Annotated in this window: 26 protein-coding genes, 1 tRNA gene and 1 other RNA gene; 22 read left to right on the forward strand and 6 right to left on the reverse strand. The window is 67.7% G+C overall.

Annotated elements, in window-relative coordinates; genetic code table 11:
- Nucleotides 1–38 precede the first annotated feature (38 nt).
- The 9 genes from ACXU4B_RS02060 to ACXU4B_RS02100 all read left to right on the forward strand — a co-directional run bounded on the left by ACXU4B_RS02060 (nucleotide 39) and on the right by ACXU4B_RS02100 (nucleotide 5688).
- Nucleotides 39–770, forward strand: coding sequence for a 3-deoxy-D-manno-octulosonic acid kinase (locus ACXU4B_RS02060; protein ID WP_131407309.1), 732 nt, complete (start codon nucleotides 39–41; stop codon nucleotides 768–770).
- On the forward strand, nucleotides 767–1525 hold the full coding sequence (locus tag ACXU4B_RS02065) for an MBL fold metallo-hydrolase (protein ID WP_131407311.1): 759 nt from the start codon (nucleotides 767–769) through the stop codon (nucleotides 1523–1525). The genes ACXU4B_RS02060 and ACXU4B_RS02065 overlap by 4 nt, the downstream gene beginning before the upstream one ends.
- A gap of 299 nt (nucleotides 1526–1824) precedes the next feature.
- A tRNA-Ser gene (locus ACXU4B_RS02070) sits at nucleotides 1825–1917 on the forward strand.
- An 80-nt stretch (nucleotides 1918–1997) separates the two neighbouring features.
- Nucleotides 1998–2094: signal recognition particle sRNA small type (gene ffs / locus ACXU4B_RS02075), an RNA gene on the forward strand.
- A 111-nt stretch (nucleotides 2095–2205) separates the two neighbouring features.
- Nucleotides 2206–3891, forward strand: a complete 1686-nt coding sequence (gene dnaX, locus ACXU4B_RS02080; RefSeq protein WP_131407313.1) for a DNA polymerase III subunit gamma/tau — start codon at nucleotides 2206–2208, stop codon at nucleotides 3889–3891.
- A gap of 21 nt (nucleotides 3892–3912) precedes the next feature.
- Nucleotides 3913–4236, forward strand: a complete 324-nt coding sequence (locus ACXU4B_RS02085; protein ID WP_131407315.1) for a YbaB/EbfC family nucleoid-associated protein — start codon at nucleotides 3913–3915, stop codon at nucleotides 4234–4236.
- An 86-nt stretch (nucleotides 4237–4322) separates the two neighbouring features.
- A complete protein-coding gene (gene recR, locus ACXU4B_RS02090; RefSeq protein WP_131407317.1) occupies nucleotides 4323–4916 on the forward strand; it encodes a recombination mediator RecR in 594 nt (197 codons plus the stop codon).
- Between the two features lie 5 nt (nucleotides 4917–4921).
- Nucleotides 4922–5329, forward strand: a complete 408-nt coding sequence (locus ACXU4B_RS02095) for a GNAT family N-acetyltransferase (protein WP_131407319.1) — start codon at nucleotides 4922–4924, stop codon at nucleotides 5327–5329.
- Nucleotides 5330–5343: 14 nt separating this feature from the next.
- On the forward strand, nucleotides 5344–5688 hold the full coding sequence (locus ACXU4B_RS02100) for a histidine triad nucleotide-binding protein (RefSeq protein ID WP_131407321.1): 345 nt from the start codon (nucleotides 5344–5346) through the stop codon (nucleotides 5686–5688).
- 92 nt (nucleotides 5689–5780) lie between these two features.
- Here the strand turns inward: ACXU4B_RS02100 and ACXU4B_RS02105 are convergent, their stop codons facing one another.
- From ACXU4B_RS02105 to ACXU4B_RS02120, 4 genes are read right to left on the reverse strand one after another with little or no spacing between them, the layout of a single operon-like run.
- Nucleotides 5781–6392 (reverse strand): Slp family lipoprotein, encoded by a 612-nt coding sequence (locus tag ACXU4B_RS02105; protein WP_131407323.1) that lies wholly within the window; start codon nucleotides 6390–6392, stop codon nucleotides 5781–5783.
- Nucleotides 6393–6440: 48 nt separating this feature from the next.
- The gene (locus ACXU4B_RS02110) at nucleotides 6441–8414 is read right to left on the reverse strand and encodes a transglutaminase TgpA family protein (protein ID WP_338069368.1); all 1974 of its coding nucleotides are present in this window, start codon (nucleotides 8412–8414) and stop codon (nucleotides 6441–6443) included.
- Complete coding sequence (locus tag ACXU4B_RS02115; RefSeq protein WP_131407325.1) at nucleotides 8411–9367, reverse strand: DUF58 domain-containing protein; 957 nt, start codon at nucleotides 9365–9367, stop codon at nucleotides 8411–8413. The genes ACXU4B_RS02110 and ACXU4B_RS02115 overlap by 4 nt, the downstream gene beginning before the upstream one ends.
- Nucleotides 9367–10308, reverse strand: a complete 942-nt coding sequence (locus ACXU4B_RS02120) for an AAA family ATPase (RefSeq protein WP_131407327.1) — start codon at nucleotides 10306–10308, stop codon at nucleotides 9367–9369. Before ACXU4B_RS02120 ends, ACXU4B_RS02115 begins: the two co-directional genes overlap by 1 nt.
- Before the next feature lie 41 nt (nucleotides 10309–10349).
- Here ACXU4B_RS02120 and ACXU4B_RS02125 point away from each other — a divergent pair, with 41 nt between their 5' ends.
- On the forward strand, nucleotides 10350–11939 hold the full coding sequence (locus ACXU4B_RS02125; protein WP_131407329.1) for a glycosyltransferase family 39 protein: 1590 nt from the start codon (nucleotides 10350–10352) through the stop codon (nucleotides 11937–11939).
- Between the two features lie 9 nt (nucleotides 11940–11948).
- Here the strand turns inward: ACXU4B_RS02125 and ACXU4B_RS02130 are convergent, their stop codons facing one another.
- A complete protein-coding gene (locus ACXU4B_RS02130) occupies nucleotides 11949–12533 on the reverse strand; it encodes a Maf family protein (protein WP_131407331.1) in 585 nt (194 codons plus the stop codon).
- Nucleotides 12530–12985, reverse strand: a complete 456-nt coding sequence (locus tag ACXU4B_RS02135) for a hypothetical protein (RefSeq protein ID WP_131407333.1) — start codon at nucleotides 12983–12985, stop codon at nucleotides 12530–12532. Before ACXU4B_RS02135 ends, ACXU4B_RS02130 begins: the two co-directional genes overlap by 4 nt.
- 176 nt (nucleotides 12986–13161) lie before the next feature.
- Here ACXU4B_RS02135 and ACXU4B_RS02140 point away from each other — a divergent pair, with 176 nt between their 5' ends.
- The 12 genes from ACXU4B_RS02140 (at nucleotide 13162) to holB (ending at nucleotide 24543) form a co-directional block, all read left to right on the forward strand.
- On the forward strand, nucleotides 13162–13644 hold the full coding sequence (locus ACXU4B_RS02140; RefSeq protein WP_131410254.1) for a YceD family protein: 483 nt from the start codon (nucleotides 13162–13164) through the stop codon (nucleotides 13642–13644).
- An 18-nt stretch (nucleotides 13645–13662) separates the two neighbouring features.
- On the forward strand, nucleotides 13663–13857 hold the full coding sequence (gene rpmF, locus ACXU4B_RS02145; protein WP_019466219.1) for a 50S ribosomal protein L32: 195 nt from the start codon (nucleotides 13663–13665) through the stop codon (nucleotides 13855–13857).
- A 150-nt stretch (nucleotides 13858–14007) separates the two neighbouring features.
- The gene (locus ACXU4B_RS02150) at nucleotides 14008–14982 is read left to right on the forward strand and encodes a beta-ketoacyl-ACP synthase III (RefSeq protein WP_131407335.1); all 975 of its coding nucleotides are present in this window, start codon (nucleotides 14008–14010) and stop codon (nucleotides 14980–14982) included.
- 1008 nt (nucleotides 14983–15990) lie between these two features.
- On the forward strand, nucleotides 15991–16938 hold the full coding sequence (fabD, locus tag ACXU4B_RS02155) for an ACP S-malonyltransferase (protein ID WP_131407337.1): 948 nt from the start codon (nucleotides 15991–15993) through the stop codon (nucleotides 16936–16938).
- Between the two features lie 94 nt (nucleotides 16939–17032).
- Nucleotides 17033–17776 (forward strand): 3-oxoacyl-ACP reductase FabG, encoded by a 744-nt coding sequence (gene fabG, locus ACXU4B_RS02160; RefSeq protein WP_131407339.1) that lies wholly within the window; start codon nucleotides 17033–17035, stop codon nucleotides 17774–17776.
- Between the two features lie 286 nt (nucleotides 17777–18062).
- Nucleotides 18063–18302 carry an acyl carrier protein gene (acpP, locus tag ACXU4B_RS02165; RefSeq protein ID WP_114823364.1) on the forward strand — a complete coding sequence of 80 codons (240 nt, stop codon included), beginning with the start codon at nucleotides 18063–18065 and terminating at the stop codon, nucleotides 18300–18302.
- A gap of 216 nt (nucleotides 18303–18518) precedes the next feature.
- Nucleotides 18519–19757 (forward strand): beta-ketoacyl-ACP synthase II, encoded by a 1239-nt coding sequence (gene fabF, locus ACXU4B_RS02170; protein WP_131407341.1) that lies wholly within the window; start codon nucleotides 18519–18521, stop codon nucleotides 19755–19757.
- Nucleotides 19758–19765: 8 nt separating this feature from the next.
- On the forward strand, nucleotides 19766–21115 hold the full coding sequence (locus ACXU4B_RS02175; RefSeq protein ID WP_131407343.1) for an aminodeoxychorismate synthase component I: 1350 nt from the start codon (nucleotides 19766–19768) through the stop codon (nucleotides 21113–21115).
- On the forward strand, nucleotides 21112–21945 hold the full coding sequence (gene pabC, locus ACXU4B_RS02180) for an aminodeoxychorismate lyase (protein WP_131407345.1): 834 nt from the start codon (nucleotides 21112–21114) through the stop codon (nucleotides 21943–21945). The genes ACXU4B_RS02175 and pabC overlap by 4 nt, the downstream gene beginning before the upstream one ends.
- A complete protein-coding gene (gene mltG / locus ACXU4B_RS02185; RefSeq protein WP_165583120.1) occupies nucleotides 21942–22979 on the forward strand; it encodes an endolytic transglycosylase MltG in 1038 nt (345 codons plus the stop codon). Before pabC ends, mltG begins: the two co-directional genes overlap by 4 nt.
- Nucleotides 22976–23611, forward strand: coding sequence for a dTMP kinase (gene tmk / locus ACXU4B_RS02190; RefSeq protein WP_131407347.1), 636 nt, complete (start codon nucleotides 22976–22978; stop codon nucleotides 23609–23611). The genes mltG and tmk overlap by 4 nt, the downstream gene beginning before the upstream one ends.
- On the forward strand, nucleotides 23608–24543 hold the full coding sequence (gene holB / locus ACXU4B_RS02195) for a DNA polymerase III subunit delta' (protein WP_131407349.1): 936 nt from the start codon (nucleotides 23608–23610) through the stop codon (nucleotides 24541–24543). The genes tmk and holB overlap by 4 nt, the downstream gene beginning before the upstream one ends.
- Nucleotides 24544–24565 lie beyond the last annotated feature (22 nt).

The raw sequence follows: 24565 nt of genomic DNA on the forward strand, positions 1-24565 counted from the left end.
ATCGCAGGACTTGGGGCAGGGCGCGCGTCGATAAGGGGGTGGCGATGCAGGAGCGAATCCGCGAAGACGCCGCTGGGGCGATTCTGTTCGACGCTGCGGTGTCACCACAAGTCGACAACGACTGGTTCGAGCCCGATGCGTGGCGGCAACGTGGTGCCTTGCGCCAGGCGGGCGGCGGTCGCGGTGGTGTTTCCATCATCGACACGCCAGCGGGCGAATGCGTGTTGCGCCACTACCGGCGCGGTGGCCGGGTGGCGATCCTGATGGGTGATCGTTATCTCTGGACGGGTGCCGAGCGCACGCGCGCGTTCGCCGAGTTTCGGCTGCTGGGCGTCATCGCCTCGCTCGGCTTGCCGGGCCCGCAACCCGTGGCCTGCCGCTATCGCCGGACCGGCCTGTTCTATACCGCCGACCTGATCACGCGCCGCATCGCCGACGTCCAGACCCTGGCCGAATGCCTGGCGGCGGGCCGGCTCGATGCCGAGATGGCCGAACTGGTGGGTGCGCTGGTGGCGCGATTCCATCGCGCCGGCATCTGGCATGCCGATCTCAACGCACACAACGTGCTGGTGGCCGCCGAAGATCTGTTCCTCATCGATTTCGACCGCGGTCGCCAGCGCCAGCCGGCCGAGGCCTGGCAGCAGGCCAACCTGCAGCGACTGCGTCGCTCGCTGGTGAAGCTGGGCGCGGCCGGGCAGGGCGTGGCCGCGTTCGAGGAGGCGTTGTGGAAGCCCCTGATCTATCGCTACGAGCGTACCCTGCGCGCATGAACTGGAATCTGCACTTTCTTGGCGTCGGTGCCGCGCATGCCGTTGAACTGGGTTCGTCGGCCGTCGTGCTGGAGCGCGATGGCGCCCCGCTGCTGCTGATCGACTGCGGCCCCGACACGCTGGATCGTTACCTCGCCGCCTACGGCGAGCCACCGCGCGCGCTGTACATCACGCACACCCACATGGACCACGTGGGCGGCATGGAGCGGCTGTTTTTCCGACTCTGGTTTGATGCGCAATGGCGTGGACGCACGCGGGTTTTCATCCATGCCGGGCTGTTGACCTGGCTGCAGGGGCGCGTGGCGGACTATCCGAACGTGCTGGCCGAGGGCGGCGCGAATTTCTGGGAAGCATTCCAGCTGGTGCCGTGCACGCGCGGATTCTGGCTCGATGGGCACTGGTTCGATGTGTTCGGCACGCGCCATCACATGGCCGGGACGTCCTACGGCGTCGCACTGGCGGGCAGCTTTGCCTACACCGGCGACACGCGACCGATTCCGGAAGTGCTGGCGCGCGTGGCAGGCGATACGGAAGTGATTGCGCACGACTGCGGCCTGGTCGGCAATCCGTCGCATACCGGCATCGATGACATCGAACGCGAGTACCCCGAGCCACTGCGCCAGCGCCTGCGCCTGTATCACTACGGCAGCGAGGCCGACGGTGCGGCATTGCAGGGACGCGGTTACGCCATCGCACGGCCGGATGAGCGCGTGGCCTTGCCGCCGCCATCCCCGCTGAGACCGGATGCCGGCTGAGCGCGTTCGCCCGCCGGGCTATCTTGTACGAAAGGCCCCGTGCCGCTATTCTTTCGCCTCTTTGCCGGGCCAGGCGTCCGGCAACGAGGTTTCACCATTGCGGACAGGTGTCCGAGTGGTCGAAACAGCCGGCCTGGAGTTGTGTATACGGCTTATCCCCGTATCGCGGGTTCGACAAATTCGTCTGGAACGAATTTGGACAGCCGCAGGCTGGCCCCTCGCGTAAGCGAGGGGTGAGGCCCAGGACGGGCCGAACCATTGCGCCCGGCGTGGATGGTCGAAGTACAGGTTTTGCGTGCGGAGAGGTGTCCGAGTGGTTGAAGGAGCACGCCTGGAAAGTGTGTATACGGCTTATCCCCGTATCGCGGGTTCGAATCCCGCCCTCTCCGCCAGTTTGAACAGCGCGACGACCTAGGGTCGGCGCGACAAAAAGACGATCGGCAGATGCCGTCGTCCACGTTTATGGTGGCCCTGTCGGTCCCCCCGCGACGATAGTTCGTAAACTCCGCCAGGCCCGGAAGGGAGCAACGGTAGCGAATGATTCGGGTGCCGGGGTGTGGCTGGCAGGGCCGCCGCCTTTTCGGGCCTGTCGTGCCGCCGGCCGGGCCATTCCTGGCGAAGCTTACTGACTTGCCCCCGGCGACTTGGCACAATCGGTCTTCGCCCCAAGGTATCCCGGCATGTCCTATCAGGTACTCGCGCGCAAGTGGCGCCCCCGCAAGTTCGCCGAACTCGTCGGTCAGGAACATGTCGTGCGCGCGCTCACCAATGCGCTCGACACCGGGCGCATGCACCATGCCTATCTGTTCACCGGTACGCGCGGCGTCGGCAAGACCACCATTGCGCGCATCTTCGCCAAGTCGCTGAACTGCGAGCGTGGCGAATCGGCCGATCCCTGTGGCGAATGCGCCGTCTGCACGGCGGTCGATGCCGGCCGCTTCGTGGACCTGCTGGAAATCGACGCGGCCAGCAACACCGGTGTGGACGACGTGCGCGAGGTCATCGAGAACGCGCAGTACGCACCGGCGCGGGGTCGCTTCAAGGTGTACCTGGTCGACGAAGTGCACATGCTCTCCAAGCCGGCGTTCAATGCGCTGCTGAAGACGCTGGAAGAGCCGCCGCCGCACGTGAAATTCCTGCTCGCGACCACCGACCCGCAGAAGCTGCCGGTGACGGTGCTGTCGCGCTGCCTCAAGTTCAACCTGAAGCGGCTGCTGCCCGAACAGATCTCGGGCCAGATGCGCCACATCCTGGGTGCGGAGAGCATTCCCTACGAGGACGCCGCGATCGCGGAGCTGGCACGCGGTGCCGACGGCTCGCTGCGCGACGGCCTGTCGTTGCTGGACCAGGCGATTGCCTATGGCGGCGGCTCGCTGCGCGTGGACGACGTGCGCGCCATGCTCGGCAGCGTCGCGCGTGGCCAGGTGCTCGGTCTGCTCGACGCGCTGGCGGCGGGCAGTGGCGAGGCCCTCATGGCCGAATGCACCCGTATCGCCTCGTACTCGCCGGATTTCGGCGGCGTGCTGGACGACCTCGCCAGCGTCCTGCATCGCATCCAGCTGACCCAGCTGGTGCCCGGTTACCGACCGGACGAAGACAGCAATAACGACAGCGCGCTGGTGGCGCTTTCGCAGCAACTCGCCCCCGAGGACGTGCAGCTCTACTACCAGATCGCCACCACGGGTCGCCGTGACCTCGCGCTGGCGCCCGACGCCCGCACCGGCTTCGAGATGACGCTGCTGCGCATGCTGGCGTTCCGTCCGGCCGAGGGCGGAGCCAGCCAGATCGAACGCCCGGCGGCGAGCCCTGCAGCGCGCGTATCTGCATCGCCGGCGTCGCCGGCGCGCGCCGCGCCCCCCATCATGAACGAGCGCATGCACGTGGCGAGCGTGGCCGAGGTGCCGACACCCCGCGCTGCGCCCGCCCCGGCGGCGCCTGCGGTCGTGGCGCCGCGCGAAACGCTGAAGCTGGATGCGCGCGGCCTGCCGCATTGGGACAGCCTGATCGAACAGGCCAACCTGCGGGGACCGTTGGGCCAGCTGGCCCAGAATGCGGCCCTGCGCGAGCGCGATGGGGTCACGCTGGTATTGGCCCTGCAGCCGGCGCACATGCACCTGGCGGTCGAGCCGATGGTGAGCCAGATGGAAGAGCGCATCGGCCAGGTGTTGGGCGAGCGCATTCGCCTGCGCTTCGTCGAGGAGCGTGGCGCGGCGGCGGAGACGCCGGCGGCGCGCGCCGCCAATGCGCGCGAGGTCGCGCAGTCGGCCGCCGAACAGGCCATTGAAGAGGATCCGCTGGTGCAGTCGCTCAAGCGCGAATTCGGCGCGCGCGTGGTGCCCCAGTCGATCAAGCCGTTTGAGAACTGACAGAGATTACGGAGTCGCGTCATGAGAGGACAGATCGGGCAGTTGATGCAGCAGGCCCAGCGCATGCAGGACGAAATGAAGCGTGCGCAGGAAGAGATCGCCAGGCTGGAGGTCACCGGCAGCGCGGGTGGCGGGCTGGTCAGCGTGCTGATGACGGGCGCCCATGAAGTGCGCCGCGTGCAGATCGACCGCAAGCTGTTCGCCGATGATCCGGAGATGGCCGAGGACCTGGTGGCTGCCGCCGTCAACGACGCCGTGAACAAGGTGGCCGAGGTCAGCAAGAACAAGCTCGGCGGGGTCACCTCGGGCCTGAACCTGCCACCCGGCTTCAAGATGCCGTTCTGACTGGCCGCTCCTGCGGCAAACCCCCGGCCAGCCAGCGCCGGGCTTTCCCCTGACATCCGCGTTGCGGCGCAGCGCTCATTGGGTTCATGAGCAAACTCCTTACCGACCTGATCGAAGCCTTGCGTTGCCTGCCCGGCGTGGGCGGCAAGAGCGCGCAGCGGATGGCCTTCCATCTGCTGGAGCGCGACCGCGAGCGTGGCCTGCGCCTGGCGCAGGCGCTGGACCAGGCGATGCGCCAGATCGGCAATTGCTCGCGCTGCCGCAATTTCAGCGAAGACCCGGTGTGTCCGCTCTGCGCCAGCAGCGGCCGCGACCGGCAGGTGCTGTGCGTGGTGGAGTCACCCACCGAGCTGGCCGCAATCGAGCAGGCTACGGGCTATCGCGGGCAGTATTTCGTGCTGCTGGGAAGGCTCTCGCCGCTGGACGGGCTGGGCCCGGAAGAGCTGGGCCTGGACCAACTGGCGGAACGGCTGGGCGAAGGCGAGATCGAAGAAATGATCATTGCCACCAACCCCACCGTGGAAGGCGAGGCGACTGCGCATTACCTGGCCCAGCTCGCGCGTGCCGCCAACGTCAGGCCGACCCGCCTGGCGCATGGCGTGCCGCTGGGCGGCGAACTGGAATACGTCGATCGCGGCACCCTGGCGCATGCCTTTGGCAGCCGCCAGTCGGCGGAGTGATGCCGATGGCACCGCGGCTTGCGCTCGAGGTGCCCGCCGCAGACGAATATCGTGCACTGCGCAGCGCAGCGGGCCTGAGCGCGATGAGTGCCGAGGCCGCCGCCACGGGGCTGCCGGCCAGCTGGTGCTCTGTCTGCGTGCGCGAGGGCGACGAACTGATCGGCATGGGCCGCGTGGTCGGCGATGGCGGACTGTTCCTGTTCGTGGTCGACATCGCCGTGGCACCGGCGTGGCAGGGGCAGGGTTGGGGCCGGCGCATCATGCAGGCCCTGATGGACGAGGTGCATGCGCGGGCGCCGTCGCGCGCCATGATTGGCCTGATCGCCGAAGGCACCGCGTTCGAGTTCTACCAGCAATTCGGTTTCAGGCTCGTGGCGCCCGCAGCACACGGTATGCTGCTGCGCCTGTCCTAGCGAGGAGTCTGCACATGGGCGACACCATTTTCGGCAAGATCATCCGCCGCGAAATTCCCGCCGACATCGTCTATGAAGACGACGACGTGCTGGCCTTCCGCGACCTCAACCCGCAGGCGCCGGTGCATGTGCTGTTCGTGCCGAAGCAGGCTATCGCCACCCTCGACGATGCCACGGCGGCGGACGCCGTCCTGCTGGGCAAGCTGTTGCTGGCCGCCGCCGCCTATGCGCGCAGCCAGGGCCTGGCGGAACGGGGCTATCGCACCGTGATCAACTGCAACGAGCACGGCGGGCAGACGGTGTTCCACCTGCATGTGCATCTGCTGGGCGGACGCCCCATGCATTGGCCGCCCGGCTGATCGACGCCTGCGGACGGCTCGCCGCCCGCCCACGCGCCCGAGCGGAAAGGGAAAAGAAAACGCCGGCGCTGGGCCGGCGTTTTCGTCGAAGCTCATCCCCGCGGCGCGGGGTGCGGAATGGGATGGGGAACGATCACGCGCGTGCGGTAATAGCCGCCGTAATAGCCACCCCAGCCCCACGGGCCACCCCAGTACGGTCCCCAGTACGGGCCCCAGTACGGACCCCAGAACGGGTCGTAGTAGCCAGCCGGATAGGTCGAGTACACGCGCTCGGGCCACAGGTAGACCACGTTGGCCTCGACGCGCGGATAGGCATAGGTGTACTCGCCGACCTTCTCCGACACCGCGCCCTGCAGCGCACCGGTGACGGTGATGTCGCGGCCGCGCGTGAAGACTTCCGGATCATAGAAACCGGCGCGGCAGGCCACGAAACGACCCTGGGTCTGGGTGTTGTCGCTGGTGCTCTTCGGGCGCGCCTGGTCGTCGAGCGGCAGCGACAGCACATAGAAGCAGGTTTCCTGCGGACCCGGCTCCGTCTTGATGATCTGGCCACCCCAGCGGACCTGGGCGCCGCCGGCGCCACCCTGCTGGGCGGCGACCGAGGAGATCTCGGTGAACGTGCCCTGCAATGGCTGCGGCACCGTTGCACAGGCGGCCAGCATGGTTACGGCGGTCGCGAGGATCAACGGCTTGTACATGGACATGACACAGTCTCCATCGTGTAGTGGACGCGGGGCATCCACGGTTCAAGATCATTTGATCATGCGGCGCGGTCGAAAGTCCCGCGCAGCCTGTCGAAAGTTCCTCAAGAGGTCCACAGGTGGTTCGTCGTAGGCGTAGCGCAGCTCCAGGTACGTGCCCATCAATCGCTCCAGCTCGGCACGCTGGGCCGGAAGCGCCCGCGCCGCGCGGCTGAGGTAGTGTTGCGGTCCTTCGCTGTGGCGACGCGCGACGCCCACCGATGCCAGCCGGCGCTCCAGCAACTGCATCGCGGCACGGGCCGGATCGGCTGGCGGCCGCTTCCACATGGCCCAGGCCAGGCCGATGGCGGCGAACAGCGATGCACCGACCGCCAACAGCAGGCCGAGCATGCCTGCGTCGGTATCGCGCAATCCGAACGGCGTCAACAGTCCATGCTGTCGAAGCGCGTCGAAGCCGATAACGCCTTGGTTCCACCAGCGGTTGACGATGTCCCAGCGGTTGCGCGCACCCAGCCACCAGCGATCGGGCGCCCAGTCGGTCGCCGTGCCGGACGCTGCCGCGATGCCAAGGCTTACCCGTTCCGGACGCACCGCCGCGGTCGGATCGACGCGCTGCCAGCCACGACCCTGCAGCCACACTTCGCTCCACGCGTGGGCATCCGACTGACGCACCAGCAGGTAGTTCCCCAGGCTGTTCCAGTAGCCGCCCTGATAGCCGGTGACGACACGGGCAGGGATGCCGCCCGCACGCATCAGCACGGTGAAGGCTGACGCGTAGTGCTCGCAGAATCCTTCGCGGGTGGAAAACAGGAAGTCGTCCACGGCGTTGCGGCCCAGCGGTGCGGGGGCCAGCGTGTAGTTGAACCCGCCATCGTGGAACAGACTCAGTGCCGCCTTCACCACGGCAGCATCGTCCTGGCCGAATTGCGTCCGCCAGCGCGCGGCAAGCGCCCGTGCCCGCGGGTTGTCGCCGGCAGGCAGCTGCAGGCCGTGATGGCGATCCTGCTCGTCGAGCTGCGCTTGCAGGCGGTAACTCAGGGCCGAGCGCGCGCTATAGGTGAGCACATCATGGATGGGCTGCGCGGCCAGCATTTCGCGGTCGGGCGTCAGTTGCGACTGCGGCGGCGCATCGACCGGCACGTCCAGCGCCGGCAGCACCCGTTGGCCGCTGGCCTCGAGGTTCACCGTGTAAGCCACCGCCTGGCCGCGCGCCTCCACTTCGGCCGGCTGGCCGTCGGTCTCGCGATGACTCCAGCGGCGGCCGTCGTAGTCCCACATCACGTAGGCGCGGAAGTAGCGCTGGGCGGTCGGTGGCGGCGTGTCCTCGAAGCTCACCCGCATGGCCGGCCGGTCGTCGGTCAGCAGTTCGGAGAAATCACCCGGCGACATTTCGTCGCTGAGGCCGGTTCGCGCTTGCGGTGAATTGGGTGCGCCCCAGAGCGGCGAGCTCAGGCGCGGCACCAGCACGAAGGCAAGCAGTGCCAGCGGCAGCGACGCCACCAGCAGCCGCAGTGCGGGCAGCAGTTCGCGCGGCAGGCTGGTGCTGCCATGGGCGGGTTCGAGCGCGCGCAAGGTTGCCAGCGCCGGGAGCAGGCCCAGCGCCACCAGCCCGGTGGCGAGCATGCCCTGGTCGAACAACAGCGCCGTCATCAGGGCGAAGCAGGCGAAGGATGCGCCGACGCGCGCGTCACGGCTCGCATCCGTTTCCAGCAGCTTCAGTACCAGCAGGCCGACGGCCAATGCCGCACCCGGTTCGCGCCCGAACAGCGTGCCGTAGTGGAAGATCACCGCGGCCGAGAGCAGGGCCACCAGCGGCAACTTGAGGTAGAGCGGAGCGCGCCCGCCCTGCCGTCGACGCTGCCACCAGCGCAGGACCAGCGCGACGCCCAGGGCGGCGCCGAACCACGCCGGCATGTGCGGCAGGTGCACGAGCAGCACCACGGCGACCGTGAGGCACAGCAGGTCGAAGGCGCGCGCGCCCAGGGGCGCCCGCGGCTTGCGCCGGAACAGGCTGAAGCGGATCACGGCAGGCGTGCCAGCGCGTTCATGCAACGCGCGTAGTGACTGCGACCGCTGCCCAGGCCGATATCTTCGTCGGGCAGCCACAGGCTGAAGGCGCGACCGGCCGACTCGGCCTCGCCGAGCCAGCGCGCCAGCCGCGCAATGCGCGCTTCCGGCGCAAGCTGGGGCAGGTGACGCCAGTCCAGTCGCCACTCCTCACGCAACTCGGGTTGCTCGAAATCCTTCACCAGCAGCTGATCGTGGCGGGCGCTGGTCTTCCATGCGATGTGCCGTGGCGGATCGCCGGGCCGATAGTCACGCAGCGCGGCGAGGTCCTCGCCCTGGTGCAGGCGCTGACGCTGGCCCTGTTCGCCCGAGGCAAACGGCGGCGGCCCGCCCGTCTCCGGGCGCGGCCACACCAGCACGGCCTGGTCGGGATGGATCCAGCTCCACGCATGGAACAACCCAAGTGGCCACTGCGTCCACAGCTTGATCCGCGGCAGGCGCTGCCAGCCGCGCCGCGAGGTGGCCAGGTCCATGGTGACGAGCCGGTCGCCATGCGCGGCAAGCGCGAACGATTCGGTCTGGCCTTCCATGTCGGCGTGCAGCGACGGGTGCGCATGATCGCTGCCGCCAAAGACCAGCTGGAGCGACAGCGGTTCGCCGGCGATGGCATGCCCCTGGCGGACGCCGGTCAGGCGCAGGCCGTTGAGGCTGCGGAACGCCACCAGCATGCTGGCCGTGCCGGCGGAGCCGAGCGCGCAGGTCAGCAGCAGGGCGGCGTTGTTGGTGTAGTTGAGCGAGCCCATCAGCATCACCAGCAGCAGCACGGTGAAGCCTCCCCCGAACGCGCTGGGCACGATGTAGATGCGTCGCCGGTGCAGCACGATGGGCAGGCTTTCCGGCCGCTTGTAGCGGGTCAGCGCGGGCAGGCGTCGCTCGGCCCACGCTTGCGCGCGACGCAGCGTGGCGAGCATCAGCCCACCGCGACGTCGGCGAGCAGGCTGCGCGCCAGGCTGTCTCCGCTGGCGCCGCGGGTCGGTACCAGGCGATGCGCCGCCAGCGGCACGAACAAGGCCTGGATGTCCTCGGGCAGCACGTGCTGGCGCCCGCTCAACAGCGCCCACGCGCGCGCGGCGCCGAGCAGGGCCAGGCCCGCGCGCGGCGACAGGCCCACGCGGATATCGGCGTGCCGGCGGCTCGCCGCCAGCAGTGCCTGCAGGTAATCGAGCAGGGCACCACTGGCCGTGATCGCCTGCGCACGGCGCGACAGTTCGGCCAGGCCGGCGCCATCGAGCTGCGGCGTGAGCTGGGCGAGCAGGTCGCGGCGGTCGCTGCCGGTAAGCAGGGCGCGTTCGGCGGCAGCGTCGGGATAGTCCAGCGAGACGCGCAACATGAAACGGTCCAGCTGCGAATCGGGCAGCGGAAAAGTGCCGGCGAGGTCGAGCGGGTTCTGCGTGGCCACCACGAAGAAGGGTTGCGGCAGCACGTGCGTCTGGCCGTCCACCGTGACCTGGCCTTCGGCCATCGCCTCCAGCAAGGCACTCTGCGTCTTGGGCGTGGCGCGGTTGATCTCATCGGCCAGCAGCAGGCCGGTGAAGATCGGGCCGGGATGGAAACGGAACTGGCCCGTCTCGCGCTCGTAGACGCTCACCCCGATAATGTCCGACGGCAGCAGGTCGCTGGTGAATTGCACGCGCTGGAAGTCGAATGCAAAGCTGGCGGCCAGTGCATGCGCCAGCGTGGTCTTGCCCACGCCGGGCACGTCCTCCAGCAGCAGGTGTCCACCGGCGATCAGGCAGGTGAAGGCGAGCTTGACCTGGCGCGGCTTGCCCAGCAGCACGCGGTTGACCTGGGCCATGGCGGCATCCAGGCGTGTACGTAGCGATTCATCGTGCAGCGGAGTGATGGCGGACATGGGTTTCTGGCAGTGGGGAATGACGATGCAGGGCGTGGCCCATGCGTGACGGCACCAGTGTAGTCGTCGGCCTCGCGCGCTGGCGAGCGGCGTTCCTGGCCGGGTTCCTGGCGCTGTTCCTCATCAAGTTGATGCTTGCCGCAAGTCTGTCGCCGTTTGGTGACGAGGCGTTCTACTGGCAGGAGAGTCGGCAGCTTGCTTGGGGTTACAGCGACCTCCCGCCACTGACCGCCTGGCTCATCCGCCTGGGCGAGACCGTGGCCGGGCACGGCCTGCTCGGCATGCGCTGGCCGTTCCTGCTGCTGGGCAGCGCCTTGCCATGGCTGGTTCGCGCCTTTGCCCGCGAGGCCTTCGATGAACGCGCAGGATGGCAGGCAGGTCTGCTATGCCTCGCCTTGCCCCTGGCGGGCAGCCTGGGCGTGCTGGCCGTGCCGGATGTGCCGCTGACCGTGGCGACCATGCTGGCCGTGCTGGCGCTGGCGCGGGCCATGGACGGCGATCACTTGCGCGACTGGCTGCTGCTGGGCGCGGCGCTGGCCGTGTGCTGGCTTAGCCATTATCGCGCCGCCATGCCCATGCTGGCGGGGTTGCTGCTATGCGTGATCACGCCGCGCGGTCGCCGGCAGTGGCGTCGGCCCGGCTTCTGGGCGGCGCTGGGCGTCGCCGCGATCGGACTGGTTCCGCTGGCGATCTCCAACTGGGAACAGCGCGGGGCGGGCGTGGCGTTCCAGCTGGTCGAGCGCAATCCGTGGAGCTTCCATGCCGATGCGCTGGTTCAGCCACTGGAGCAGGCCATCGCCTGCACGCCGCCGCTGTACCTGCTGTTGCTGTGGACGGCCTGGCGTGCGTGGAAGCTCCGCGGCGATGAGCGTTCGCCCTGGGACATCATCGCCGTCGTCTCGCTGGTCTTTATCGTCAGCTATTTCGTGCTCGGTCTGTTCGCCGACGACCTGCGCTTTCGCGCGCACTGGCCATTGCCTGGATACCTGCCGTTGCTGGCAGCCTTGCCGGTGCTGCTTCGCGACGTGCGGCAGGTGCATGAAAAATGGCTGGTGGCGATCTTCGTGCTGGCGACGATCGGCCAGCTCGGCGGGCTGCTCTACCTGGGCATGGCCACCGACGCCGGTGGCACGCGCGCGCTGGCCGGGGTCAAGGCTTTCCCTGGGCGCTTCGTCGGCTGGCGCGAGAGTGGCGAGGTGGCGCAGTCGTTGCTCGCCGGTCATCCCGGTGTCCTGGTGGCAGACAATTTCATGCTCGCCGCGGAAATCGATTTCCAGCTGGACGGTCGCGTGCCGGTGTACGTGCTCGACAGCTCGCTCAACGTAAAGCATGGGCGCGCACCGCAACTGGCCGCGTGGCGACGCGACGAAGCGGCGCTGCGCTCCGCGCATGCCGGTGAGCCCATGTTGCTGGCGGTGGAGGAAACCGCCGTGCGGGAGCGCAACCGGCCGGACTGGCTGCGCTCACTGTGCCGTCGCATCGAGCAGCCGCAACCGTTGCGCCGGCTGGACCTGTTCGCCGGGCGCAAGCGCATCGCTTTCTATGCGGGCCGCGTTGCCGCGGGTCCGACGACCTCAGGCACGGGCGACGAGTGCCTGCTTTGGCAGCTTGCCCATGCGGCCGGGCAGTGAGCTGGCGCGTCAGGGCAGGGCGATGCCGGCTTCACGCAGCAAGCGGCCCAGCGCAATCAGCGGCAGTCCGATCAGCGCCGTGGGGTCGTCGTTCTCGATGCGCTCGAACAGGCTGATGCCCAGCGCTTCGCACTTGAAGCTGCCGGCGCAGTCGAGCGGTTGCTCGCGTTCGATGTATCGGGCGATTTCGCCGGCGTCGAGGCTGCGAAAGCGCACCAGCGTGTGGTCGACGTGGACGAGATCCTGCCCGTTGCGCGTGTCGTGCAGGCACAGCGCGGTATGAAAATGCACTTCGCGGCCGGAGCTGGCCGTCAGCTGGGCCCGCGCACGCTCCTCGGTGCCGGGTTTGTCCAGCACCACGCCTGACAGCTCGGCGACCTGGTCCGAACCGATCACCAGCGCGTCATCCAGCCCTTGCGCCGCGGCGTGGGCCTTGGCCACGGCCAGCCGCAGCGCACGGGCGCGCGGTGTTTCGCCGGGGAGCGCGGTTTCGTCGGTGCCGGGCGCACGCTGCTCGAAGTCGGCGTACAGGCGGCGCAGCAGCTCGGCGCGGTAGCGCGAGGTGGAGCCCAGGACCAGCCGCGGCACGCTCATGCTTCGTAATCCCGCCGGATATGCTCGCGCATGGCGCTGTCCAGTTCGTGCTGGGCGTCATCCAGGGCGGCGAGCAAGGGGCGCAACCTGTCCCGTGTTTCGTTCATGGCATGGACTGCCTGATCCAGCTGTTCCTGGCTGGCGCGGGGCGCCTTGTCGCGGATCCATATGCGTTGCTGCAGCAGGGAGCGCAGGCCCGCATCGATCGCCTGGCGCGCTTCTTTTTCCCCGCTGGCTGGCTGGTCGGGGTTCACCGACATCACGGCATGGGCCTGTTGCAGCCCGGTCCGGCAGGTCTTGAGATCCGCCTCCAGCCGGTCCGCCAGCTGCAGCAGGACGTGCAGGCTGCCTGCGCGGCGGTCGAGGCGACGGCGATAGAAGATGGCCAGGCCGATCGCCACCACCGAGAGCGCCACCAGGGCAGCCATGCCGAGCGTCAGATAGGCATTCACGGGACGGTCGGCTCGCAGTTCGAAGGTATTCGCAGTCTGCCGTACTGGGCGCATTCAGGCAAAATGGCGCCCCCGGAGTGTTTCGGTGTGCCAGGCCCGTTGACTTCAAGGGGTTGTAATCCTAAGATTTCATGTCTATGTCCGTGACACTGCCAGAGTCCGTGGACGCTTGGCGCATGGTCTCGGCGCGGCGTTCGTTCCAGGGATCATTGCCCATAGCCGCCATGCAGCGGCTGGGCGGTGCCTTGGCGAGCACTGACGGGACAGCGCAATACGAGCTGGATTTTGGGCGGGACGAGTTTGGTACGGCGTACCTCGACGTGCGTGTCCAGGCCCCGCTGACACTGATTTGCCAACGTACGCTGGAGCCCTTCGTGCTGCCGGTAACGCTGGACAGCCGCCTGGGCCTGATCCGCCTCGAGCGCGAGGAATCGGCCCTGCCGCCGGGTTGCGAGCCCTTGCTCGTGGCCGACGACGGCAAGCTGAACCTGGTGGATGTGATCGAAGATGAATTGCTGTTGGCACTGCCGCTGGTCCCGGTGAACCCGGACAGCACATTGCCCGATGAAGTAGTAGGCCACGAGCCTGAGGAAACCTCCTCGGGCGAAGGGCGTTCCGATAACCCGTTCGCGATTTTGCGCGAACTCAAGAAACGTTGATTTAGCTGGAGAGTAGCCATGGCCGTTGCCAAGAGCCGCAAGACCCCGTCCACCCGCGGCATGCGTCGTTCGCACGATGCGCTCAAGACCGTGCAGCTGGCCACCGATCCGACCAGTGGCGAGGTGCATCTGCGCCATCACGTCACCAAGGATGGCTACTACCGCGGCAAGAAGGTCATCGACACCAACACCTCGGTGGTCGAAGAGGATTGATCGTTCCCGCAAGGGATACGGTTCCGCAGGGCGGCGCGATTTCGCGCCGCTTTGCGTTTAGGCGATCACCCACGTAACGTTGGCGGACTGGCAACCGGCTGCAGCGCCCGCGCGCAGCCTGCTTCGCCCCCACAGCTTCATGGAAAGTTAATGGCCCAGATTTACGCCCGCATCACCGGCACCGGCAGTGCGCTGCCCGACCGCGTGGTGACCAACGCCGATCTCGAAAAGATCGTCGAAACCAGTGACGAGTGGATCCGCACGCGCACCGGTATCCAGAAGCGCCATATTGCCGCCGACGGCGAAACCACCGGCGACCTGGCGACCCTCGCGGCGCAGCGCGCGCTCGATGCCGCTGGCGTCAAGGCGTCCGAGATCGACTTGATCGTGCTGGGCACCACCACGCCCGACATCATCTTCCCGTCCACCGCCTGCCTCGTGCAGCACCGCCTCGGTGCCAACGGCTGCGCGGCGTTCGACGTCAACGCCGCCTGCTCGGGCTTCGTCTACGCACTGGGCGTGGCCGACAAGTTCATCCGCAGCGGCCATTCGAAGAAGGTGCTGGTGATCGGCGCGGAAACGCTGACCCGCATGATCGACTGGAACGAGCGCGAGACCTGCGTGCTGTTCGGCGATGGCGCCGGCGCCGTCGTGCTGGAAGCCTCGGAAGAGCCGGGCATCTTCGCCACCTGCCTGCACGCCGATGGCGGCTTCAAGCACCTGCTGTACAACCCGGTTGGCGTCTCGGTCGGTTTCAAGGACGAGCCCAACCATGGCGTGCGCATCAACATGTCCGGCCGCGAAGTGTTCAAGGTCGCGGTGAAGACGCTCGATTCGCTGGTCGACGAAACCCTGCAGGCCGCCGGCATGGAAGCCTCGCAGATCGACTGGCTGATCCCGCACCAGGCCAACCTGCGCATCATCGAAGCCACGGCCAAGCGCTTGAACATGCCGATGGAACAGGTAGTCGTAACGGTGCACGAGCACGCCAACACCTCGTCCGGCTCGGTGCCGCTGGCGCTCGATTACGCCGTGCGCTCGGGCAAGGTGCAGCGTGGGCAGAACCTGCTGCTGGAGGCATTCGGTGGCGGTTTTACCTGGGCTTCGGCGTTGCTGCGCTACTGATACGTCGCGCTGGTCTCTGGTTTGAGAATGCCGCCCTATGTGGGCGGCATTTTTTTTGTGTTCCGCGATGTGCTGATCCGGTTGCGCGTCATCTGGGCCCAAGCCGGACTCGCTTGAAGCGCGGAATGTTCTTCGCCTGGCTTTGGTCCGGATGTTCGTCATGCCCGCGAACGTGGGGATCCAGCGCCTTCTGCGCTTGTGAGCGCGGGGGCAACCGGGCTCGCCTCCGGCGGGGTTCCGCCCTCCTGCCGGAGGCCGGGTTACTTTTCTTTGCGTGCTCAAAGAAAAGTAACCAAAAGAAAGAGCACCCCGCTTGGCGCTTGCCGGGCCGATGGCCCGGCAAGTCCGTGAGGGCCGGCCGGGCTTTTCGACAGGGCATCCTGCCCTGGCGAAAAGTGCCTGGCATCCCTGCCAGGCACCCCTGCGGGGCCTGATCGTCCGTCCCTCACCGCCGCACAGGGGCCTTGTGGATCAAGAGCCGAAGGCTCGTGGCTCGTTGCTCGTCGCTCGTGGCACTTTGCATTTGACCTCCATTCCCCTGTGGCGCGGCGGGCGGGTGGAGGGAAAAGCCCGGAGGGTGGCCGGCAGGGATGCCGGCCAGTTTGTCGTCAGGGCAGGAGGCCCTGTCGACAAACCGCCGGAACCCGCCCGCGCACCTGGAGGGCGCAGCCCGGAAGGCGCGACATCGGGGTGGCCTCTCTTTTGGTTACTTTTCTCTGGCCACACAGAGAAAAGTGACCCGGCCTCCGGCAGGAGGTCGGAAGCCCGCCGCAGGCGAGCCCGGTCGCCGCGTCCTTCACAAGGACGAGGGTCATGAGACGAAACGAAATGCAAGGCCCCTTCGAAGCCGCCTTGCGGTCGTCACGGGCCCCGCTTGTCCTGCCAGGCCAGGACACCCGCCAAGGGTGACGCACCCCACGTTCACCCCCTCCCGCGCCCATATACAGCTGCGTATGGCTGCCATTACTGGCACCATTCCGTTTTTCGCTTCCGGAAAACCCTCGCTCCATGACTCAGACCGCTGCCACCCTCGCTTTCGTGTTCCCGGGCCAGGGCTCGCAATCCGTCGGCATGCTGGCCGAACTGGCCGCCGTACACCCTGAAGTGAAGGCTGCCTTCGACGAAGCCTCGCAGGGTGCCGGCGTCGACTTGTGGGCGCTCAGCCAGCAGGGTCCGGAGGAAGACCTCAATCGCACCGAAAACACGCAGCCGGCATTGCTGGCCGCCAGCGTGGCCGTCTGGCGCGTGTGGCAGAAGCTCGGCGGCGCGCAGCCGGCGCAGCTGTCGGGCCACAGCCTGGGCGAATACAGCGCGCTGGTGTGCGCCGGTGCCATTTCGCTGCATGACGCGGCGGCGCTGGTGGCCGAGCGTGGTCGCCTGATGCAGGCGGCCGTGCCGCCGGGCGTGGGCGCGATGGCCGCGATTCTTGGTGGCGACGATGCCCAGATCGCCGCCGTCTGCGAAGAAGTGGCGCAGGGGCAGGTGGTATCGCCGGCCAACTTCAATTCGCCGGGGCAGCTGGTGATCGCCGGCAACGCCGAGGCGGTGGACCGCGCGCTGGCCAGGCTGGCCGAGCAGGGCGTGAAGAAGGCCATCAAGCTGGCCGTGTCGGTGCCCTCGCACTGCGCGCTGATGCGCGACGCCGCCGATCGCCTGGGCGAGCGCATGGGTTCGATCCAGTGGACGCTGCCGTCGATTCCGGTGGTGCAGAACGCCGAGGCGCGCAGTTATGCCACGGTGGACGATATCCGCGGCGCCTTGCAGCGCCAGCTCTACCTGCCGGTGCGCTGGACCGAATGCGTGCAGGCGCTCGTCGCCGGTGGCGCCACGCGCGTTGCCGAGGCCGGCCCGGGCAAGGTGCTGGCCGGCCTGATCAAGCGCATCGACAAGTCCGTCGAAGCGCGCGCCATCGGCACGCCGGCGGAGATCGAAGCCACGCGTACCGAGTGGGCCTGAGCCAGGCGAACTCCATGGCGACGAGGCCAGGTGGCTTCGCACGATTCACGCGGCTGGACGTATGCACGTCCAGCCATCCAAAGGAAAATGACAGATGAGCAAGACACTCCAGGGTGAAATCGTCCTCGTCACGGGCGCCAGCCGCGGTATCGGTGCGGCCATTGCCGATGAACTGGCGGCGCAGGGCGCGACCGTGATCGGCACCGCCACCAGCGAGAGTGGTGCAGCGGCCATCGGCGAACGACTGGCGCCGCACGGCGGCCACGGCCGCGCGCTCAATGTGACCGATGGCGCGGCTGTCGAGGCGTTGATCGGCGAGATCACCAAGGAATTCGGCGCCATCTCGATCCTGGTCAACAATGCAGGCATCACGCGCGACCAGTTGCTGATGCGCATGCCCGAGGACGACTGGCAGGCCATTCTCGACACCAACCTGACCTCGGTCTATCGCACCTCCAAGGCGGTGATGCGCGGCATGATGAAGGCGCGCAAGGGCCGCATCATTTCGATCGCGTCGGTGATCGGCCTGACCGGCAATCCCGGGCAGTCCAACTATGCCGCTGCCAAGGCGGGCATCATCGCGTTCTCCAAGTCGCTGGCGCGCGAGATCGGTTCGCGTGGCATCACGGTGAACGTGGTGGCGCCGGGCTTCATCGATACCGACATGACGCGGTCCCTGCCGGAAGAGTCCAGGCAGGCCCTGCTTGGCCAGATCGCCCTGGGTCGCCTGGGCGAAGCGTCCGATATTGCGAAGGCGGTCGCCTTCCTGGCCTCCCCGGCGGCCTCCTACATCACCGGCGAAACGCTGCACGTCAACGGTGGCATGTACATGCCGTAAGGGCGAAATGGCGGGGATGGCGACGCGTTCGACCTCCCTTCTGTTTGAAACAGCCGGGGTGCCATGGCCTCCCGGCGGGCCGGCGCGGGCCGGCTTAACGAGGAATTGTCGCCAGCGGAACGGTTTTAGGAGACAATTGCTTCTTTCGCGCCGGTCCCGTGGCCTGCGCCCATCCATCGCTGGCGGACCATGGCGGCCTCAGGGCTTAGCCACTACAATCCGCCGGCCATATGCCGGCCTCGGGCCGGCGTTGACAGGTAACTACTCCTTGGGAGGTATTGGCAACATGAGCACCATCGAAGAGCGCGTCAAGAAAATCGTCATCGAGCAGCTGGGCGTGAAGGAGGATGAAGTCACGGCGAACGCTTCGTTCGTGGACGATCTGGGCGCGGATTCGCTGGACACCGTCGAGCTGGTGATGGCCCTCGAGGAAGAGTTCGAGACCGAGATTCCGGATGAAGAAGCCGAGAAGATCACCACGGTGCAGCAGGCCGTCGATTACATCAAGGCCCATACCAAGGAGTGATCGCTCCGTTGCGGCCGGCGCGTCCACGTGATGCGCTTGCCCACTGGCGATACCGGAAGCTGCGCCACATTGGCGCAGTTTTCGTTTCTGCATTTTGCAACGTCCGATCCCGTATGGTGCGCGCAAGCGGGCCACCCGGCCCGGATGACGTGGCCGCGATGACGCGGAAACGCTGCCGCTGGCGGCAGCACCACGGAAACACGAGGGAAGATCAGCATGAGCAAACGACGTGTGGTTGTAACCGGCCTCGGCATCATTTCGCCGGTCGGCAACGAGATCGCTACCGCCTGGGACAACATCCTCAAGGGCGTCAGCGGCATCGGTGAGGTTACCCATTTCGACGCCACCGCCTATGCCACGCGCATCGCCGGTCAGGTCCGCGATTTCGATCCGGCGCAGTGGATTGCCCCGAAAGAGATCAAGAAGATGGATCCGTTCATCCATTACGGCATTGCCGCGGGCACGCAAGCCCTGCGCGATTCCGGGCTGGAAGTGACCGAATCCAACGCGCCGCGCATCGGCGTGGCCGTGGCTGCCGGCATCGGCGGCCTGCATACCATCGAGCACACCTCGATCGAACTGCACGACAAGGGCCCGCGTCGCGTGTCGCCGTTCTTCGTGCCCAGCTCGATCATCAACATGGTCTCGGGCCACCTGTCGATCATGTACGGCCTGAAGGGCCCGAACATCGCCTGCGTGACCGCGTGCACCACCGGTACGCACAACATCGGCCTGGCCGCGCGCATGATCCAGTACGGCGATGCCGACGTGATGATCGCCGGTGGCGCCGAGTTCGCCACCACCGGCACGGCGATGGCGGGCTTCTGCTCGGCCAAGGCCATGTCCACGCGCAACGACGAGCCGACCAAGGCCAGCCGTCCGTGGGACAAGGACCGCGATGGCTTCGTGCTGTCCGATGGCGCCGGCGTGCTGGTGCTGGAAGAGTACGAACACGCCAAGGCGCGCGGCGCGAAGATCTATGCCGAGCTCGTGGGCTTTGGCATGAGCGGCGACGCCTTCCACATCACCGCGCCCAGCGAGGGCGGCGAAGGTGCGGCGCGTTGCATGGAAAGCGCATTGAAGGATGCCGGCCTCAACCCGACCGAGGTGCAGTACGTCAATGCACACGGTACCTCGACGCCGCTGGGTGACCTCGGCGAGGTGCTGGCCGCCAAGCGCGTGTTCGGCGATCACGCCTACAAGCTGGCGATGAGCTCCACCAAGTCCGTGACCGGCCACCTGCTTGGCGCGGCCGGCGGCGTGGAAGCCATCTTCAGCATCCTGGCACTGCGCGACCAGGTGCTGCCGCCGACCATGAACCTGGATGAGCCGGGCGAAGGCTGTGATCTCGATTTCGTGCCGAACGTGGCGCGCGAAGCGAAGCTCGACGTCGTCATCTCCAACTCGTTCGGCTTCGGCGGTACCAACGGCACGCTGGCATTCCGCCGCGTTTGAGCGGCGCGTTGAACGTCCATTGTCGTCACTTGCACGGCCGGCGCGATCTGCTCGCGCCGGCCGCTGCATTTCCGGATCGCTATCCCGGCCTGCTCGAAAGCGTGACGCGCGGTACCCCGCAGTCGCGTTACGACATCCTGTTTGCCTTTCCGCAGGCGTCGCTGACGCTCCATGCGGATGGCCGGCTGCTGGACGGGCAGGGCAACGAGCGGTCCGGCCATTTTCTCGATGCGCTCGATGACGCCTGGCGCGCAGACAGGTCTTCGTGCCGGGACGCGGACGACCTGCCGTTCCATGGTGGCTGGCTGTTGCTGCTTGCCTACGAACTGGCGGGAGAGGTCGAGCCGCGCCTGCAGCTGAGTTCGCCGGCGCCACTGCCGGTTGCGCTGGCGTTGCGTTGTCCCGCGGCCATCGTGGTCGATCACGAAGGCGACCGCACGCTGCTCGTCGCCGAGCCGGGCCACGAGGCCCTGCTCGACGCGATGGAGGCCGATCTCGCTGCTGCCGCGCCGACACCTGCCGTGACTCGCCCGGACCGTTGCGACGAGGATGACCCCTCGCTGTTCCTTGATGGCGTGGCGCGCATCCACGAACACCTGCTGGCCGGCGACATCTTCCAGGTGAATCTGTCGCGCGAGTGGCGTGCGCACTATGCGCTGCCGCCGCAGCCGGCCCAGCTGTATGCATCGCTGCGGCAAGCCAACCCCGCGCCCTTCGCAGGCATGGTGCAGCAGCCTGGATGGGCCGTGGTCAGCTCGTCGCCCGAGCGGCTGGTGGAAGTGCGCAACGGCCTGGCGCAGACGCGACCGATCGCCGGCACGCGGCCGCGCACGCCGGGCGATGACGACGTGGCACGCATCCGCGAGTTGAGCACGCACCCGAAGGAGCGCGCGGAACACGTGATGCTGATCGATCTCGAACGCAACGACCTGGGGCGTGTCTGCGTGCCGGGTTCGGTCGAGGTCAACGAGTTGATGGTGGTGGAAAGCTACGCGCACGTTCACCACATCGTGTCCAATGTGCGCGGACGGCTGCGCGACGACGTGACGCCAGGCGAAGTCATCGCCGCGACGTTCCCCGGCGGCACCATCACCGGTTGCCCCAAGGTGCGCTGCATGGAAATCATCGCGGCCCTGGAACAGGCGCCGCGCGGCGCCTATACGGGTGCGCTGGGCTATCTCGACCGCAACGGGGATCTCGACCTCAACATCCTCATCCGCACGTTCACTCTGTCCGGTTCGCAGGTGACCTTGCGCGCGGGCGCCGGCATCGTGGCCGACTCGATTGCCGAGAAGGAACTGGACGAGACCCGCGCCAAGGCGCGCGGCCTGCTGCGGGCGCTGGGAGTGGCGGGATGAGCGCGGCCGACGGGCGGGTGCTGGTTGACGGCACGCGCGCCGATGCGGTGAGCGTGTTCGACCGCGGGCTGGCCTATGGCGACGGACTGTTCGAGACGATTCGCCTGGTGGACGGCCACGCGCCGTTGTGGACGCGCCACATGCAGCGATTGCAGGAGGGTTGCCAGCGCCTGCGCCTCGCCATGCCCGATCCGGCGCTGCTCCTGCGCGAGGTCGCCGTCGTCGCGGATGACCTGGCCCAGGCGGTGGTGCGCATCACGCTGACGCGAGGCACGGGGCCTCGCGGCTATGCGCCGCCGCCGACGCCGCGGCCCACGCGCATCGTGGCTGCGTTCGAGGCGCCCGGCATGCGCGGCGATGCCTATGTGCAAGGCATCCGCGTGCGCTGGTGCGACACGCGGCTGGCGCGCCAGCCCCTGCTGGCCGGCATCAAGCACCTCAACCGGCTGGAACAGGTGCTTGCACGCGCCGAATGGAATGACCCCGCGGTGGTCGAGGGGCTGCTGTGCGACACCGCAGGGCAGGTCATTTCGGCCACCATGGCCAATGTGTTCGCGGTAATCGATGGCGAACTGGTCACGCCGGCGGTTGACGAATGCGGCGTGGCGGGCGTCGGGCGTGCCGAGGTGCTGGCCTCGTGGCCCGGTGCAAAGGTGCTGCCGCTGTCACGCGAGACGATGGCCGGTGCCGCGGAGATCTTCCTCAGTTCGAGCGTCCGAGGCATCCTGCCTGTTCAGGCCGTGGACCATACCGTGTATGTTCCCGGCCCGGTCACCCGCGCCTTGCAGCAGCACTGGCGCGGCCTGGGTTTTCCGATGGAGCAGGCATGATTCGTCACACGATGGAAGGGCGCGGGATCTGGCGCGCCGTGGTAGTACTGCTGTTGCTGGCGGTGGCCGGCGCCGTGACCTATGGCTGGATGGATTACCGGCGCTTCACGCAGACGCCGCTCACCGTCGAGGCACAGGCAGCCAGCCTCGACATCGGGCGCGGCAGCAGCCTGCGCGATGTCGTGGCCCAGTTGCGCGAGCAGCACGCGACGTCCACCGGGCCGCTCTATTGGCGCGTGCTGGCCGAGCAGTTGCACGTGGCCGGCCGCCTGCATGCTGGCGAATACGCACTCAGCCCCGGCATGACGCCGCGCGACCTGCTGCTCAACATGGCGACGGGCAAAGTCCTGCAGCGCAACTTCACCATCGTCGACGGCTGGAGCTTTCGCGATCTTCGCCAGGCGCTGGCCAAGGCCGACAAGCTGCGCCAGGACAGCGCAGGCCTGGCGGACGCAGCGCTGATGGCCAAGATCGGCCTGGCCGGAGAAATGCCGGAAGGACGCTTTCTGCCCGAGACCTACGCCTATGTGAAAGGCGACAGCGACCTGGACATCCTGCGCCGCGCGCATGCCGCGATGGTGAAGATGCTCGACGCGCTGTGGGCGCAACGCGGGCAGGACCTGCCACTGGCCACGCCCTATGACGCGCTGATCCTCGCCTCGATCGTGGAAAAGGAAACCGGTCGCGCCGACGAACGTGCACGCATCGCCGGTGTCTTCGTGCGGCGCCTGCAGACGCACATGCTGCTGCAGACCGACCCGACCGTGATCTACGGCATGGGTGAGTCCTATGCCGGCAATATCCACAAGAGCGACCTGACCACCGATACGCCCTACAACACGTATACGCGACCGGGCCTGCCGCCCACGCCCATCGCCATGCCCGGCAAGCCGGCCATCGAGGCGGCGCTGCATCCGGCGACGGGTACCGAGCTCTATTTCGTCGCGCGTGGCGACGGCAGCCATGTGTTCTCGAGTACGCTGGACGAACACAATCGCAATGTCGCCTGCTACCAACTGAAGCGCTGTCCATGACCACACGAGGCAAGTTCATCACGCTGGAGGGCGGCGAAGGCGCCGGCAAGAGCACCTTGCTCGCCGGGCTGCGGGCGCACCTGCTGGCGCGGGGCGTGGAACTGGTGCAGACGCGCGAGCCGGGCGGCACGCCGCTGGGCGAGGCGATCCGCGCCATCGTGCTCGATCCGGCCCTGCATGGCATGAGCGGCGAGTCGGAGCTGCTGCTGATGTTCGCCTCGCGCGCGCAGCTGGTGCGCGAATGCATCGAGCCTGCGCTGGCCGAGGGCAAGTGGGTGTTGTGCGATCGCTTTGCCGATGCCAGCTATGCCTACCAGGGTGGCGGTCGCGGCATGCCGGTGGAACGCATTGCCATGCTGGAACGCTGGGCGACTGATGGCCTGGCTCCCGATCTCACCCTGTTGCTCGATCTGCCCGTGGCCACCGGGCGTGCCCGTGCGGCGGGCCGGGGCGAGGCGGACCGCATCGAAGTCGAGGCGGATGCTTTCTTTGAACGCGTACGTGCGGCGTATCGCGCACGCGCGGCGGCGGAGCCGGCGCGTTTCCGCGTGATCGACGCCAGCCGGTCGCCAGCCCAGGTGCTGCAGGCGGCCATCGATGCCACCGGCCACTTGTTTGGAGCGGTCGCATGAATGCGATGCCGTGGCATGCCGAACACTGGTCGCGCTTGCAGGCGCGGCGCGCCCGCGATGCCATGCCGCATGCCTTGCTGCTGTGCGGGCCGGCCGGCCTCGGCAAGCGCGACTTCATGCGCCGGTTTGCGCAAGGCCTGTTGTGCACGCAGGCGCAGCAGGGCGAGCCCTGCGGCCACTGCCGCAGTTGCCAGCTGCTCGCCGCGGGCACGCACCCGGACTTTGCCGTGCTGAGCTTCGGGCTGCGCAAGGACGGCGTGCAGCGCAGCGAGATCGTGGTCGACCAGATCCGCGAATTGTCGGCGCGCCTGGCCATGTCCAGCCAGTTCGGCGGCTGGCAGGTGGTCTGCATCGATCCTGCCGATGCCATGAATGCGGCCGCGGCCAACGCGTTGCTGAAGACACTGGAAGAACCATCGCCGCAGACGCTGCTGCTGCTGGTGGCCGATGCGCCGTGGCGATTGCCGCAGACCATTCGCAGTCGCTGCCAGCGCATCGAGATCCACCTGCCGGCGCGCGAAGAGGCACTCGCCTGGTTGCAGCGCGGCGGCGTGAACGATGCCGCCACCGCGCTCGATGCGGCAGGTGGCAACCCCGGACTCGCGCGCGCCTGGGCCGAGGCCGGCGCGCTGGCACGTCGGCTTGAAGTGCGCAAGGACCTCGCGGCGCTGGCGGCGGGGCGCGGCGAAGCGATGGAGACGGCCAAACGCTGGCTCGACAGCGAACCCGAACAACGGCTCTGGTTCGCCGCGCAAGTGGTGGCCGACGAACTGAAGGCGCGTGCGACGGCGGGCGTCGGTCCGCTGGCCAGCCAGCTGGATGCCGAAGCGCTCGACCAGTGGTACGTGCTGGTCAATCGCACGCGTGAATCGCTGCGCGGTCCGCTGCGCGGCGATCTGCTGCTGCTGGAGTTGCTCTCGCGCTGGCGTTGAGTGGCGGCGCAGGGAAAGCTGG

The organism is Dyella soli (assembly GCF_054482295.1).